The organism is Nocardia sp. FBN12 (assembly GCF_050320175.1).
Lineage (GTDB): Bacteria > Actinomycetota > Actinomycetes > Mycobacteriales > Mycobacteriaceae > Nocardia.
Map to the genome: position 1 here is coordinate 7,303,384 of NZ_CP190048.1, position 15,234 is coordinate 7,318,617.

Annotated in this window: 17 protein-coding genes; all 17 read left to right on the forward strand. The window is 65.8% G+C overall.

Annotation, left to right across the window (positions count from 1 at the left end):
- The first annotated feature begins 1 nt into the window (after position 1).
- Positions 2–238: a 50S ribosomal protein L31 gene (rpmE, locus tag ACQHI0_RS34215; protein WP_067447685.1), complete on the forward strand. Its 237-nt coding sequence runs from the start codon at positions 2–4 to the stop codon at positions 236–238.
- Between the two features lie 215 nt (positions 239–453).
- Positions 454–1,533: a peptide chain release factor 1 gene (gene prfA / locus ACQHI0_RS34220; RefSeq protein ID WP_427905806.1), complete on the forward strand. Its 1,080-nt coding sequence runs from the start codon at positions 454–456 to the stop codon at positions 1,531–1,533.
- 4 nt (positions 1,534–1,537) lie between these two features.
- Positions 1,538–2,419: a peptide chain release factor N(5)-glutamine methyltransferase gene (gene prmC, locus ACQHI0_RS34225; protein ID WP_427905807.1), complete on the forward strand. Its 882-nt coding sequence runs from the start codon at positions 1,538–1,540 to the stop codon at positions 2,417–2,419.
- A gap of 283 nt (positions 2,420–2,702) precedes the next feature.
- Entirely contained in the window at positions 2,703–3,368 is a 666-nt protein-coding gene (locus ACQHI0_RS34230) for an L-threonylcarbamoyladenylate synthase (protein ID WP_379220583.1), read from the forward strand.
- 13 nt (positions 3,369–3,381) lie between these two features.
- A complete protein-coding gene (locus ACQHI0_RS34235) occupies positions 3,382–4,512 on the forward strand; it encodes an MraY family glycosyltransferase (RefSeq protein ID WP_410873453.1) in 1,131 nt (376 codons plus the stop codon).
- Between the two features lie 28 nt (positions 4,513–4,540).
- Positions 4,541–4,999, forward strand: coding sequence for a hypothetical protein (locus ACQHI0_RS34240; RefSeq protein WP_427905808.1), 459 nt, complete (start codon positions 4,541–4,543; stop codon positions 4,997–4,999).
- Between the two features lie 286 nt (positions 5,000–5,285).
- A complete protein-coding gene (atpB, locus tag ACQHI0_RS34245) occupies positions 5,286–6,140 on the forward strand; it encodes a F0F1 ATP synthase subunit A (protein WP_427905809.1) in 855 nt (284 codons plus the stop codon).
- Between the two features lie 72 nt (positions 6,141–6,212).
- The gene (locus tag ACQHI0_RS34250; protein ID WP_056817903.1) at positions 6,213–6,461 is read left to right on the forward strand and encodes an ATP synthase F0 subunit C; all 249 of its coding nucleotides are present in this window, start codon (positions 6,213–6,215) and stop codon (positions 6,459–6,461) included.
- A 5-nt stretch (positions 6,462–6,466) separates the two neighbouring features.
- A complete protein-coding gene (locus tag ACQHI0_RS34255) occupies positions 6,467–7,024 on the forward strand; it encodes a F0F1 ATP synthase subunit B (protein WP_427905810.1) in 558 nt (185 codons plus the stop codon).
- A gap of 19 nt (positions 7,025–7,043) precedes the next feature.
- Positions 7,044–7,856, forward strand: a complete 813-nt coding sequence (locus ACQHI0_RS34260; RefSeq protein ID WP_427905811.1) for a F0F1 ATP synthase subunit delta — start codon at positions 7,044–7,046, stop codon at positions 7,854–7,856.
- Positions 7,857–7,923: 67 nt separating this feature from the next.
- Positions 7,924–9,564 carry a F0F1 ATP synthase subunit alpha gene (gene atpA / locus ACQHI0_RS34265; RefSeq protein ID WP_101464193.1) on the forward strand — a complete coding sequence of 547 codons (1,641 nt, stop codon included), beginning with the start codon at positions 7,924–7,926 and terminating at the stop codon, positions 9,562–9,564.
- A gap of 58 nt (positions 9,565–9,622) precedes the next feature.
- Positions 9,623–10,594, forward strand: coding sequence for a F0F1 ATP synthase subunit gamma (locus tag ACQHI0_RS34270; protein ID WP_427905812.1), 972 nt, complete (start codon positions 9,623–9,625; stop codon positions 10,592–10,594).
- A gap of 25 nt (positions 10,595–10,619) precedes the next feature.
- Positions 10,620–12,068, forward strand: coding sequence for a F0F1 ATP synthase subunit beta (gene atpD / locus ACQHI0_RS34275; protein WP_056817894.1), 1,449 nt, complete (start codon positions 10,620–10,622; stop codon positions 12,066–12,068).
- Between the two features lie 6 nt (positions 12,069–12,074).
- The gene (locus tag ACQHI0_RS34280) at positions 12,075–12,452 is read left to right on the forward strand and encodes a F0F1 ATP synthase subunit epsilon (protein WP_427905813.1); all 378 of its coding nucleotides are present in this window, start codon (positions 12,075–12,077) and stop codon (positions 12,450–12,452) included.
- Positions 12,453–12,638: 186 nt separating this feature from the next.
- Positions 12,639–13,067, forward strand: a complete 429-nt coding sequence (locus ACQHI0_RS34285; RefSeq protein WP_266296152.1) for a DUF2550 domain-containing protein — start codon at positions 12,639–12,641, stop codon at positions 13,065–13,067.
- A complete protein-coding gene (locus ACQHI0_RS34290; RefSeq protein WP_427905814.1) occupies positions 13,064–13,642 on the forward strand; it encodes a cob(I)yrinic acid a,c-diamide adenosyltransferase in 579 nt (192 codons plus the stop codon). The genes ACQHI0_RS34285 and ACQHI0_RS34290 overlap by 4 nt, the downstream gene beginning before the upstream one ends.
- Before the next feature lie 91 nt (positions 13,643–13,733).
- On the forward strand, positions 13,734–15,014 hold the full coding sequence (murA, locus tag ACQHI0_RS34295; protein WP_427905815.1) for a UDP-N-acetylglucosamine 1-carboxyvinyltransferase: 1,281 nt from the start codon (positions 13,734–13,736) through the stop codon (positions 15,012–15,014).
- The last annotated feature ends 220 nt before the right edge of the window (positions 15,015–15,234 follow it).

The following is a 15,234-nucleotide window of genomic DNA, read 5'->3' on the forward strand; positions in this document are numbered from 1 at the left end:
CATGAAGGCAGGAATCCACCCCACGTATGTCGAGACCACCGTTGTGTGTGGTTGCGGCAACACCTTCCAGACTCGCTCCACCAAGGAGTCCGGCCAGATCTCGGTCGAGGTCTGCTCGCAGTGCCACCCGTTCTACACGGGCAAGCAGAAGATCCTCGACACCGGCGGCCGCGTGGCTCGCTTCGAGGCTCGCTACGGCAAGCGCGCAGGTGCCAAGAAGGCCGAAGACGCCTCCTAGTTACCTCATCCGACGCCCGGTACTGCGCTAGCAGGCCGGGCGTTGTTGGTTGGCGGCGCGGGCGCCGCGGGTTCTCGGCCCTGTGGGCCTCGATCTTCCCTCCCTCCGGGCACTCCTTCGTCGCACCCTCCGCTCAGTCCAGATCGAGGCGGCCGAGAAACGGCCTTCGGCCTGAAGACATCCCAGCCGGGACCATTCCCATAGGAGCTCAACGCATGGCCGATCAGACGGCCCCGTCCGCTATCGACGACATCTTGGCCGAGTACGCGGGCTTGGAGATGCAGCTCGCCGATCCGTCGTTGCACAACGACGCGGGTGCGGCGCGACGGGTGGGCAAGCGGTTCGCCGAGCTGGCGCCGGTGATGAGCACCTATCGCAAGCTCGAGGCCGTGCGCGACGATCTCGAGGCCGCCCGTGAGCTGGCCTCCGACGACGCGTCGTTCGCTGCCGAGGTGCCCGGGCTGGAGACGCAGCTGGTCGAGCTCGAGCAGGCGCTCGCCGACCTGCTCGCCCCGCGCGACCCGCACGACGGCGACGACGTGGTCCTCGAGGTGAAGTCCGGCGAAGGCGGCGAGGAATCCGCGCTGTTCGCCGCGGATCTGGCGCGCATGTACATCCGCTACGCCGAGCGGCACGGGTGGAAGGTGGAGACGCTCGATGTCACCTATTCCGACCTGGGCGGGTACAAGGACGCGACGCTGTCGATCAAGAGCAAGGACGCCGCGCGCGACGGGGTGTGGTCGCGATTCAAGTTCGAGGGCGGGGTACACCGGGTGCAGCGCGTGCCGGTGACCGAATCGCAGGGCCGTATTCACACCTCCGCCGCGGGCGTGCTGATCTACCCCGAGCCCGACGAGGTCGAGCAGGTGCAGATCGACGAGACCGAACTGCGCATCGACGTCTACCGGTCCTCCGGCAAGGGCGGCCAGGGTGTCAACACCACCGACTCCGCGGTCCGCATCACCCACCTGCCCTCTGGCATCGTGGTGACCTGCCAGAACGAACGCTCCCAGCTGCAGAACAAGGCGCGTGCCATGCAGGTGCTCGCCGCCCGGCTGCAGGCACTCGCCGAGGAACAGGCCGATCAGGAAGCCGCCGCCGGTCGCGCCAGCCAGATCCGCACGGTCGACCGCTCCGAACGGATCCGCACCTACAACTTCCCCGAGAACCGGATCGCCGACCATCGCATCGGGTTCAAATCACACAACCTCGACGCTGTCCTCGACGGTGACCTCGACCCGCTGCTCGACGCGCTCGGCAAGGCCGACCGCGAGGCGCGAATGGCTGCCGAGTAATTCCGTGACCGAGCGGCTGCGGTTACGACCGCTGATCGTCGAAGCCGCCGCGCGGCTGGCCGAGGCGGGTGTCGGTTCGCCGATGCCCGACGCGGAGAGTCTGGCCGCCCATGTGCTCGGCACCGAGCGCATGCGGCTGGCGTTGATCCCGATGATCGAGCCCGGGATCGCCGACCGGTACCGCGCGCTGATCGAACAGCGAGCCGCGCGAATTCCCTTGCAGCACTTGACCGGAACGGCCGCGATGGGCGAGATCGACCTCGCTGTCGGCCCCGGTGTGTTCGTTCCGCGCCCGGAGACCGAACTGCTGTTCGCGTGGGCGCTGGCCTACCTCGAGACCCTCCCGCACGACCACCCGCCGATCGTCGTCGACCTGTGCACAGGCTCAGGCGCACTGGCGCTGGCCATCGCGCACGCCCGCCCCGACGCCGAGGTCCACGCCGTCGAACTCGATGCGGATGCGCTCACCTGGGCCCGCCGCAACGCCGGCACCCGCATCGCCGAGGGCGATACCCCGATCACCCTGCACGCCGACGACGTCACCGACCAGACCGTGCTCACCCCGCTGACCGGCCGCGTCGACCTGGTCATCGCCAACCCGCCCTACATCCCCGACGCCGCGATCCTCGACCCCGAGGTAGCCGACCACGACCCTCACCGCGCCCTCTTCGGCGGCCCCGACGGCCTCGATGTCATTCGAGCGATGGTCCCCACTATCGCCCGCCTGCTCCGCCCCGCAGGCGCGACCGCCATCGAACACGACGACACCAACGGCGGGGGAGTAGCGGCCTTGCTCACGGCAGCCGAGTTCGTCGACGTGGCCGAACACACCGACCTCGCCGACAAGCCCCGGTTCGTCGTCGCCCGCCGCTCCGGCAATCCCTGACCGCGACCGAATCCGACGGTGGGGCGAGTGGACTGACACAACGCTCACCAACCTCGCGGCCAAGCCTGCATCGTCGCGACCTCCACACCCCGGCAAACTCTGGTCAACCAACATATTGCAGGTAGATACCCATACCTGGGCCGCGTGCGGTCTATCAGCACACTCTGAGCACCGCCAGGCGCGCGTAGTCCCAAAAGTCCCCCGACACTCCGCCCTCATGCTGGGAGTTAGACTCTTGCGCGCACCAACGACCGGAAACTTTTCGCGGAGAGGCGGAGACGCTGTGAGTACCGTCTATGACTGTGCCGAGAGCGACTCGCGTGCCGCGGGGATCACGGCGGCTACCAGCGCTTTGAAGTCCGGTCGACTGGTCGTCATGCCGACGGACACGCTGTACGGCCTCGCCGCCGACGCGTTCGATTCCGCCGCGGTGAGCGATCTGCTGGCCGCCAAGCGCCGTGGACGCGATATGCCGGTGCCGGTCCTCGTCGGTTCGTGGCACACCATCGACGGGCTGGTCTTCTCGGTGCGGCCGCAGGCGCGGGAGCTGATTCGCGCGTTCTGGCCCGGCGCGCTGAGTCTTGTCGTGCAGGCGGCGCCTTCGCTCGCGTGGGATCTCGGTGATACCCGTGGCACGGTGATGCTGCGGATGCCGCTGCATCCGGTAGCGCTGGAATTGTTGCGTGAAGTCGGCCCGCTGGCGGTGTCGAGCGCCAATGTGTCAGGGCAGCCGCCCGCGACCACCGCCGAGCAGGCGCGTGAGCAGCTGGGGTCGCTGGCGAGTGTGTATCTCGACGGCGGTCCGGCCGAGCACGCCGTGGCTTCGACGATCGTCGATCTCACCGCGGATCAGCCGCGGGTGTTGCGGGAGGGTGCTGTGTCGGTGGCCGATATCGCGGAGGTGCTCGGGATGGTGCCGGAAGCCCTGATCAGCTCCGCGCAGCGGTGATCGCACGCCGCTGATGAGCTCAGTCGTTCCCCTGCGCGAGCTACTGCTCGTGCTGCTCGTCTCCGCCACGGTGACCTTCCTGGCCACCGGTGGTGTGCGGGTGCTCGCCATCGCGTTCGGCGCGGTGGCGGTGCCACGTGAGCGTGATGTGCACGTGAAGCCGGTGCCGCGAATGGGTGGTGTCGGCATGTATGTCGGCGTCGTCGCCGCGGTGTTGTTCGCGCACCAATTGCCCGCGCTGCGAAGAGGTTTCGACTACGCCCCGGATATTCCGGCGGTGCTGGTCGCCGCGACGATCATCGTGCTGGTCGGCATCGTCGACGACCGGTGGGGCTTGGACGCCCTCACCAAATTCGTCGGCCAGATCACCGCGGCCGGTGTCATGGCCGTGATGGGCCTGAGCTGGTATGTGATCTACAACCCGTTCAACGACACCACCGTCGTACTCGATGCCCTACAGGGCGGCCTGGTCACCGTCGGTATCACCGTCACCCTCGTGAATGCGATGAACTTCGTCGACGGTTTGGACGGTCTGGCCGCCGGTCTCGGTTTGATCTGCGCGACCGCTGTTTTCGTGTTCTCCATCGGTTTGCTCTATGACCAGGGCGGTTCGGTCGATACCTATCCGCCCGCGTTGCTGGCCGCCGCGCTGGCGGGCGCCTGCCTCGGATTTCTGCCGCATAATTTCTCCCCGGCCAGAATATTTATGGGCGACACCGGCTCGATGATGATCGGTTTGATCTTGGCCGCGGTATCCACCGGCGCCTCCGGCCGAATTCCGCTGCAGGGTTACGGCCCGCGCGACATTGTCGGTTTGCTCTCGCCGCTGTTGCTGGTCGGCGCGGTGATGTTCATTCCGGTGCTCGATCTGTTGCTCGCGATCGTGCGCCGGGTGCGCGCGGGCGTGAGTTTCTCCACACCGGACAAAATGCATCTGCACCACCGATTGCTCCAGATCGGGCATTCGCACCGGCGCGTGGTCCTGTTGATCTATTTGTGGGTCGGCGTACTCGCCTTCGGCGCGGTGGGAACTTCGCTGATGGATAGACGCCTTGTTGTTCTGCTGGTGGCAGGCGGATTGGTGTTCGCGCTGGTAGTGACCGCGATCCCGTCGGTGCGCAGGTCGGAGTCGACGCAGCACTGAGTTCGGCGCGCAAGGTAAAGTTCGGGCCGTGAGCTTTACACCCGAAACCGTGCCAGGCCCTGATGCCCCTCTGCGCGCCGCGCTGCGCTACGGCCTGATCGGCCTCGGCGTGCTCGTCGTCGTCTCGGTGGCGATCGCCGCCGCGGTGGCCGGAATGCCCGGGGTGTGGGGCGCGCTGCTCGGCGCCGCGATCGGTGGTGGGTTCATCCTCACCACGGTCGTCGCGGTGCTGCTGGGCGCGAAGCTGCCGCCGACCATGGCCGGCGCGGTGATGCTGGTCAGCTGGGTCGGCAAGATGCTGGTGGCGCTGCTGGTGATCGTGGTGCTCAACCAATTCGACTTCTACAGCAGGCCCGCGCTGTTCTTTACGGTGGTAGGAGCCCTGCTGATCGTTCTCGGTGCGGAGACGTACGGCGTTGTGAGCCAGAAGGTTCCGTACGTCACGACACGCGCGGGAGACGGCGAAACGGCTTCCGAGCAGGAATAATCCCACCCAGCTACGCACTGTCGTAGATAGCTTGGTAAAGTGTTGGTAAGCAAGCACCCAAGCTAGAGGCTCGGCCCGACAAACTCGGGGCTATGCCTCGAGTTACCAGGGGGGATCATCGAGATCCCACCCGGTGCCGCTATGCTTACTGCCGATCCGGGTGGAATGTGCCCGGTTGAAGCATGTCGACGATGTCGCCGACGCCCGAACAGAAGCCGATACGGGTTACACCGTACGAGCGGCTGTCGAATTTCGAGCCGACCAGAGTCGACCCCATTGATCGTCAATGTCCGATCGAACCGCGGGAATGACAGTCGTACCTGCGGCCCGAACACGGGAGAGAACGCTGAGCGTCATCACTTTGGCGGCGGGCGAGTTTCACGCGCCATCGCTGTCCGACTTCTACCCTCCAGCAGTGCTGTTCGCGGGGACGCCGTTCGAACTCGATCGCCTGATGCTGGTCCGACTGCTGATGACCGCCGTATTGGTGGCCGTCTTCGTGCTGGCTTTCCGCTCGCCGAAGATCGTGCCGCGCGGCCTGCAGAACGTGATGGAAGCCGGTGTGGTTTTCGTCAAGGAGCAGATCGCCGACGAGGTTCTCGGTAAGGAAACCGGCAAGAAGTTCCTCCCGCTGCTCGCGACGATCTTCTTCACGGTTCTGTTCCTGAACTTCTCCGGTGTGATTCCCGGGTTGAACATCTCGTCCAATGCGCGCATCGGCATGCCGCTGGTCCTGGCCGCGATCGTCTATATCGCCTACAACTACGTCGGCATTCGGAAGTACGGGTTCTTCTCCTACATCCGCCACAGCATCGTCGTGCCCGACGTGCCGGTCGCGCTGCACCTGCTGCTGATCCCGATCGAGTTCATCTCGACCTTCATCCTGCGCCCGTTCACGCTCACCGTGCGTTTGTTGGCCAACATGCTGGCCGGCCACATCATGCTGGTGCTGTTCTTCAGCGCGACCTGGTACTTCCTGTTCGACGCCGCCGCGTGGATGAAGGTCTTCTCGCCGTTCTCGCTGCTGGCCGGCATCGGCTTCACGCTCTTCGAGCTGCTGGTGATCTTCCTGCAGGCCTACGTTTTCGCGCTGCTGACCGCCGTGTACATCGGCCAGTCGCAGCACGCTGCCGACCACTGACCTGACCGACCAACGACCGGAAACCTGCTACACACGCCGACCGGCGGGTGAGCAACAGAAAGGGAAAGATTCATGAGCCTCGCTTACCTGGCCCAGGAAGCCGCGACCACCGAGAGCACCTTCAAGGGCTTCGGCGCCATCGGCTACGGTCTGGCCGCGATCGGCCCCGGCATCGGCGTGGGTATCGTCGTCGGTAAGGCCATCGAGGGCATCGCTCGTCAGCCCGAGCTGTCCGGCCAGATCCGTACCACCATGTTCCTCGGTATCGCGTTCACCGAGGCCCTGGCGCTGATCGGCCTCGTCGCCGGCTTCATCTTCTGATTCCGATGCGCGAACTCATCACGCTCGCAGCTGAGGGTGGAGAGGATGTGAATCCTCTCGTTCCCGCAACGTACGACATCGTCTGGTCGATCGTCTGCGTCGTCATCATCGGCGTGCTCTTCTGGAAATACGTGATCCCGCGTGTGACCAAGACACTCGAAGAGCGCACAGACAAGATCGAAGGCGGTATCGCCAGGGCCGAAGCAGCCCAGGCCGAGGCACAGCAGACGCTGGAGCAGTACCAGCAGCAGCTCGCCGACGCCCGGCTCGAGGCCGCGCGCATCCGTGAGGAAGCACGCACCCAGGGTCAGCAGATCCTCGCGCAGATGCGCACGGATGCCCAGGCCGAAAGCGACCGTATCGTCGCCGCCGGTCACTCCCAGCTGGAAGCCCAGCGCCAGCAGATCCTGACGGAGCTGCGTTCCGAGGTCGGCCGTACGGCCGTCGACCTGGCCGAGAAGATCATCGGTCAGTCTGTTTCGGACGAAGCCAAGCAGGCGGCGTCGATCGACAAGTTCCTCAGCGAACTCGACGACACCGACGCCATCGGGGTCGGAAGGTAGCGACGCGAAAGTGAGAAGCATGTACGCAGCGAGCCGCGAGGCCAGTACCCGGTCTCGCGAGGCGCTTCGGGTCGCTCTGACCGGAAGCGAAACTGTTGCGGCCACAACGGGGTCGGAACTGTTCGCCGTTGTCGCCGTGCTGGACGACCAGCGTTCGCTGCGTGTGGCGCTCGCGGACGCCTCGGTGCCGGGTTCGGCGCGCGCTGAACTCAGTGAGCGGGTCTTCGGCGGCAAGGTCAGCGCTGCCACGCAGGCAGTGCTGACCACCGCGGTGGCGCAGGACTGGTCACGCACCCGCGACCTGGTCGACACCCTGGTGCTGCTCGGGCAGGAGGCTCTGCTGGAGTCTGCCGCCGTCGGTGGCCGACAGGACGCGGTGGAGGACGAGCTGTTCCGGCTCGGACGCATCATCGCCGACAACCCGAAGCTGGAGCAGGCACTGTCCGATCAGGGAAAGCCCGCCTCGGCGCGGCGCGAACTGATCGAGCGGCTGCTCAACGGCAAGGTCGAGCCGGTCACCCTGGCGCTGGCCGAGCAGGCGGTCACCCGCCTGCGGACCAACAACATCGGCGTCGCCTTCGACGCCCTGTCCGATCTGGCGGCGGCCCGTCGTGACCAGATCGTCGCCCACGTGAACTCGGCGGTCGAGCTGAACGATCAGCAGAAGGAGAAGCTGTCGGCTTCCCTGCGGCGGATCTACGGCAAGGCGGTCACCGTGCACGTGCAGGTCGACCCGACGCTGCTGAGCGGCGTCGTCGTGCGCGTCGGAGACGACGTGATCGACGGCAGCGCCACCGGCCGACTGGAGAAGCTGCGCCGGGCACTGTCCTGAAAAGGGCGCTCAACGCAGTACTTTTCCGACCCCCGACATTCGAGACCACAGCGAGAGCAGGAACAACATGGCGGAGCTGACGATCTCCTCCGACGAGATCCGTAGCGCGATCGAGAGCTACACCCAGAGCTACACCCCGGAAACCTCCATCGAAGAAGTCGGCGTCGTGACCGATACCGGCGACGGTATCGCCCACGTCAGTGGCCTGCCTTCGGCGATGGCCAACGAGCTGCTCGAGTTCCCCGGCGGGGTTCTCGGCGTCGCGCTGAACCTCGAGGACACCAACATCGGTGCCGTCATTCTCGGCGAGTACGCCTCGCTGGAAGAGGGCCAGCAGGTCCGTCGCACCGGCGACGTGCTCTCCGTTCCCGTGGGTGACAAGTTCCTCGGTCGCGTCGTCAACCCGCTCGGCCAGCCGATCGACGGCCTGGGCGAGATCGAGTCCGACGAGCGCCGCGTGCTGGAGCTGCAGGCCGCGTCCGTGCTGGAGCGTCAGCCGGTCGAAGAGCCGCTGGCCACCGGTATCACCGCGATCGACGCGCTGACGGCCATCGGCCGCGGCCAGCGTCAGCTGATCATCGGCGACCGTAAGACGGGCAAGACTGCCGTCGCGATCGACGCGATCCTGAACCAGAAGGCGAACTGGGAGACCGGCGACGCCGACAAGCAGGTTCGCTGCATCTACGTCGCGATCGGCCAGAAGGGCTCCACCATCGCGGGCGTCAAGACCGCGCTCGAGGAGCACGGCGCGATGGAGTACACCACGATCGTGGCGGCCCCCGCGTCGGATTCCGCCGGCTTCAAGTGGCTGGCTCCGTACACCGGTTCGGCCATCGGCCAGCACTGGATGTACCAGGGCAAGCACGTCCTCATCGTGTTCGACGACCTGACCAAGCAGGCCGAGGCGTACCGCGCCATCTCGCTGCTGCTGCGTCGTCCGCCGGGCCGCGAGGCGTACCCCGGTGACGTCTTCTACCTGCACTCCCGTCTGCTGGAGCGTTGCGCGAAGCTGTCCGACGAGATGGGCGCGGGCTCGATGACCGGTCTGCCGATCATCGAGACCAAGGCCAACGACGTCTCGGCGTTCATCCCGACCAACGTCATCTCCATCACCGACGGCCAGGTCTTCCTCGAGTCCGACCTGTTCAACAAGGGCGTCCGACCGGCGATCAACGTCGGTACCTCGGTCTCCCGTGTCGGTGGCGCCGCCCAGACCAAGGCCATGAAGAAGGTCGCCGGTTCGCTGCGTCTGGAAATGGCGCAGTACCGCGAGCTGGAGGCGTTCTCCGCCTTCGCCTCCGACCTCGACGCCGCGTCGCTGGCGCAGCTCGAGCGTGGCGCCCGCTGGGTCGAGCTGCTCAAGCAGGACCAGTACTCCCCGGTCTCGGTCGAGGATCAGGTCGTCTCGATCTTCCTGGTCGACGCCGGTTACTACGAGTCGGTGCCCGTCGAAGACGTGCGTCGCTTCACCGCCGAGCTGCTCGAGTACCTGCACGGCGCGACCCAGAGCTCGTTCGACGCGCTCGAGGGTGGCAAGAAGCCGCTGGCCGGCGAAGCCGCCGACGCGATCAAGGCCGAGACCGACAAGTTCAAGCAGGGCTTCCTCGATTCGAACGGCAATCGCATCGTGAACGAGGCCGCCGCGGGCGAGCTGGACCACGAAGAGGTCGAGTCGCTGTCGGTCACCCGCAAGCACGTCGACAAGTAAGCCGGGTCATGATGTCGGCAATTTCCGATCTGGCGAATGAAGGGAGTGTGAACCGCTAGTGGCAAGTTTGCGCGAATTGCGCTCCCGCATTCGTGGTGTGAATTCGATCAAGAAGATCACCAAGGCTCAGGAACTGATCGCGACCTCGCGAATTTCCAAGGCCCAGGCCAGGGTTGCGGCCGCCAAGCCGTACGCCGAGGAGATCACCAAGGTCCTCGGCGAACTGGCGAGCGCTTCGAAGAACCTGTCGCACCCGCTGCTGACCGAGCGTCCCAACGCTCGTCGGGCCGCTGTCCTGGTGATCACCAGTGACAGCGGTATGTGCGGTGGCTACAACTCGAACGTGCTCAAGCGCGCCGAAGAGCTCATGACCACGCTGCGTGGCGACGGCAAGGAACCCGTTCTGTACGTGATGGGCAGTAAGGGCATCACGTACTACAAGTTCCGCAACCGTCCGTTCCAGGCGTCGTGGTTCGGCTTCTCCCAGCAGCCCAAGTACACCGATGCGTCGGCCGCGTGCCAGCACCTGGTCGAGGCCTTCATGGCCGGCTCCGACGGCGAGGTCTCCTCGCTCGACGGCACCGGAACCATCGAGGGTGTCGACGAGCTGCACATCGTGTACACCAAGTTCGTGTCGATGCTGACCCAGAACCCGGAGGTGCGCCGCCTGGCGCCGATCCAGGTCAGCTACGTCGACGAGAACTACGAGCTCGGCGACGACATCATGTCGGACTCGCCGAACGTGGTGGCCACGGCACAGTACGAGTTCGAGCCGGACGCCGATGTGCTACTCGGGGCGCTGCTGCCCAAGTACATCAACACGCGTATCTACGCATCGTTGCTCGAGGCAGCGGCATCCGAGTCCGCGGCTCGGCGCACCGCAATGAAGGCGGCGACCGATAACGCCAACGAGCTGGCCAATGTGCTCCAGCGCGAGGCGAACTCGGTGCGTCAGGCCCAGATCACGCAGGAAATCAGCGAAATCGTCGGCGGCGTCAACGCGCTGGCGTCGAGCTCGGACCGCGACTAAGAAGCGCAGGAAGAGAACCAATCTAATGACCGCAGCTGTCACTCAGGACAACGCGAAGAAGGCGGGCGAAACCGCTGGACGCGTCGTCCGTGTCATCGGCCCCGTCGTGGACGTCGAGTTCCCGCGTGGCGCCATCCCCGAGCTGTTCAACGCTCTGAACTCCGACATCGAGCTCCCGTCGGTGGCCAAGACCCTCACCCTCGAGGTCGCTCAGCACCTCGGCGACAACATCGTGCGCACCATCTCGATGCAGCCGACCGACGGCCTGGTCCGTGGCGCGACTGTCACCGACACCGGCAAGCCGATCTCGGTGCCCGTCGGCGACATCGTCAAGGGCCACGTGTTCAACGCCCTCGGTGACTGCCTCGACACACCCGGCCTCGGCCGGGACGGCGAGCAGTGGGGCATCCACCGTCAGCCGCCGAGCTTCGACCAGCTCGAGGGCAAGACCGAGATCCTCGAGACCGGCGTCAAGGTCATCGACCTGCTGACCCCGTACGTCAAGGGCGGCAAGATCGGTCTGTTCGGTGGTGCCGGTGTCGGCAAGACCGTGCTGATCCAGGAGATGATCACCCGTATCGCTCGCGAGTTCTCGGGCACCTCGGTGTTCGCGGGCGTCGGTGAGCGTACTCGTGAGGGCACCGACCTCCGTCTGGAAATGGAAGAGATGGGCGTCCTTCCGGACACCGCCCTCGTCTTCGGCCAGATGGACGAGCCGCCGGGCACGCGTATGCGCGTGGCCCTGTCGGCGCTGACCATGGCGGAGTACTTCCGCGATGTCCAGCACCAGGACGTGCTGCTCTTCATCGACAACATCTTCCGTTTCACCCAGGCCGGTTCCGAGGTCTCGACCCTGCTGGGTCGTATGCCTTCGGCCGTGGGTTACCAGCCGACGCTGGCGGACGAGATGGGTCAGCTCCAGGAGCGCATCACCTCGACCAAGGGTCGCTCGATCACCTCGCTGCAGGCGATCTACGTCCCCGCCGACGACTACACCGACCCGGCGCCGGCGACCACCTTCGCCCACCTGGATGCGACGACCGAGCTTTCGCGCCCGATCTCGCAGAAGGGCATCTACCCGGCCGTCGACCCGCTGACCTCGACCTCTCGTATCCTCGAGGCTTCGATCGTCGGCGAGCGCCACTTCCGGGTCGCCAACGAGGTCAAGCGGATCCTGCAGAAGTACAAGGAACTGCAGGACATCATCGCCATCCTCGGCATGGACGAGCTCTCCGAAGAGGACAAGGTCCTCGTCGGTCGCGCCCGTCGCCTGGAGAAGTTCCTCGGTCAGAACTTCATCGTCGCCGAGAAGTTCACCGGCCAGGTCGGCTCGGTCGTTCCGCTGGAACAGACCATCGACGACTTCGACCGTGTCTGCAAGGGCGAGTTCGACCACTACCCGGAGCAGGCGTTCAACTCCTGCGGTGGTCTCGACGACGTCGAGGCAGCCGCGAAGAAGATCCTCGGGAAGTAGTCCACTATGGCGGAGATGACAGTTGATCTCGTAGCTGTCGAGCGCAAGATCTGGTCCGGCCAGGCTTCGTTCGTCAGCGCGCAGACCACCGAGGGTCAGATCGGCATCATGGCAGGCCACGAGCCGCTGCTCGGTCAGCTCGTCGAGGGCGGCACGGTTTCCATCGTGTCGACCGACGGCGAGCGGATCGTCGCCGCGGTGCACGGCGGCTTCTTCTCGGTTACCGCCGACACCGTGCGGGTGCTGGCCGAGTCCGCGGATCTCGCGGGCGAGGTCGACGTCGACGCGGCGCGCAAGGTGCTGAGCGACGCGAGCGCCACCGAGGTGGAGCTGCGTGCGGCCAAGGGCCAGGTGCGTGCGGTCGAAGCGACCGTCACCGACTGACAGCAGTTGTACGGCTCTCTGCCGGCGAGGAACTTCGGTTCCTCGCCGGCAGAGTTGTTTACCGGGCCTTTTCAAGGGGAAAAGCGGTCCGCCCGGTTTGTGCCTGAGCGAGCGTGATTGAATGGGGGAGCAGGGGTGTCTTGGACACCGGCAAGAGCGAAAGGGCGTACGGCATTGCAAACCGGGATGGTTCTCCTGATCATTCTGGTGCTGACGCTCGTGTTCGTAGCCGGAGCCTCGACCTATCGCCTGGTGATGCTGCGTCGAGGGGGCACAGCCGCGCTCCTACGCGCACTGCCCGCGCGCGGCGGCCAAGGCTGGCGGCACGGGCTCATTCGCTACGACGAGGATCGCCTCGTATTCTTCAAACTGACCAGCCTGAAATTCGGTCCCGATTCCACGGTGCATCGGCAAGGCCTCGAAATAGTCGAGCGCCGAGCGCCGCAGGGCGACGAATTCGACATCATGACCGATGACATCGTGGTGGTAGCCGTCACCGATCCGCACAGCAGTTTCGAGCTCGCGCTCGACCGCGGTTCGATGGCGGCTTTTCTGTCCTGGGTGGAGTCGCGACCATCGGATCGCGCCCGCCGTACTCGTGGAGGCCCGTCGTGAGCGTGCACCTGACCCGGATCTACACCCGTACGGGTGACGACGGAACCACCGGCCTCAGCGATTTCTCCCGCGTGGCCAAGAACGATCCACGGCTGATCGCCTACGCCGACTGCGACGAGGCGAACGCGGCCCTCGGTGTCGCCGTTGCCCTCGGTGCGCCCGAACCCGATGTGCTGGCGGTGTTGCGCCAGATCCAGAACGATCTGTTCGACGCGGGCGCCGATCTGTCCACCCCGGTTGTCGCCGAGCCGAAGTACCCGCCGCTGCGCATCACCGAGCCCTATATCGACCGGCTCGAGAAGTGGTGTGACGAGTTCAACGACGGTCTGGCACCGCTGAATTCGTTCATTCTGCCCGGCGGCACGCCGTTGGCTGCGTTGTTGCACACAGCGCGAACCGTGGTGCGCCGAGCCGAGCGATCCGCGTGGGCGGCCGTCGATTCGCACCCCGACGACACCAGCGTGCTGCCCGCGAAATACCTGAATCGACTGTCGGACCTGCTGTTCATCCTCAGCCGGGCGACCAATCCCGCCGGCGATGTGCTGTGGCAGCCCGGCGGCGGCCTCCCACGCTGAAACCGGCTCTCCGGCGCGGAGAATCGGCCGGTTTCCTGTTCTTTCGTGCCAGGGGGGCGTGTCACCGCGCGACGGTCGATAAGCTGACCTCGTGAGCGAACGGTTTCTGGTCTCCGGCGGCAATCGACTCGTCGGCGAGGTCGCGGTCGGCGGCGCGAAGAACAGCGTGCTGAAGCTGATGGCTGCCTCGTTGCTGGCCGAGGGCACGACCACCATCACCAACTGCCCCGACATCCTCGATGTCCCCCTGATGGCGGAGGTGCTGCGCGGCCTCGGCTGCGATGTGACGATCTCCGACGACGTCAGCGGCGACAACTCGGTGGTGACGATCGATACCCCGGCCGAGCCCAAGTACCACGCGGATTTCCCCGCGGTGACCCAGTTCCGCGCCTCGGTGTGTGTGCTCGGTCCGCTGATGGCGCGCTGCAAACGTGCCGTGGTGGCGCTGCCTGGTGGTGACGCGATCGGATCGCGTCCGCTGGATATGCACCAGGCGGGCCTTCGCCTGCTCGGTGCGACCAGCGCGATCGAGCACGGTTGCGTCGTGGCGTCGGCCGAACAGCTGCAGGGCGCGCGGATCCGCCTCGACTTCCCGTCGGTGGGCGCGACCGAGAACATCCTGATGGCCGCGGTCCTGGCCGAGGGGGAGACGGTCATCGACAATGCGGCGCGCGAGCCCGACATCGTCGACCTGTGCACCATGCTCGTGCAAATGGGTGCGCAGATCGACGGTGCCGGTTCCTCCGTGCTCACCGTGCAGGGCGTCAAGAGCCTCTCGCCCACCACCCACCGGGTGATCGGCGACCGCATCGTCGCCGCCACCTGGGGAATCGCCGCGGCGATGACCACCGGCGACGTCCGGGTCACCGGTGTCAACCCGAAGCACCTGGCCCTGGTGCTGGACAAGTTGCGTTCGGCCGGCGCGCGAATCTCCTACGAGCCCAACGGTTTCCGGGTCGTGCAGGCCGAGCGTCCGCGCGCGGTGAACTTCGCGACGCTGCCGTTCCCCGGTTTCCCGACCGACCTGCAGCCGATGGCCATCGGCCTGGCCGCGATCGCGGATGGCACGTCGATGATCACCGAGAACGTCTTCGAAGCACGGTTCCGTTTCGTCGAGGAGATGATCCGGCTCGGCTCCGACGCCCGGACCGATGGTCACCATGCGGTGGTCCGTGGCATCCCGCGGTTGTCGAGTGCGCCGGTCTGGTCGTCCGACATCCGCGCGGGTGCGGGCCTGGTGCTGGCCGGCCTGGTCGCCGATGGCGTCACCGAAGTGCACGACGTCTATCACATCGACCGTGGCTACCCCCGGTTCGTCGAGCAGATGCAGGCGCTCGGGGGACAGGTCGAACGGGTCGATACGCCGAAATAGGGTGCTGACCAGCCGATTTGACTTCGTGTTGGTCGGTGCGTAACTTTATTCGAGTCAGAGCGACACGGACGCCGACTGAGCCACTGGCTCGGACACGAGGTAGGACGTTGAGCGCCTGACTGATCATGTGTTCAGGGTTACCTCTTCGGGACTTGCTTCCGATGAGCCTTCTGAGCTAAAGTACGAACCCTTGCCTCACCGAAACCCCTCCGAGAAGTCG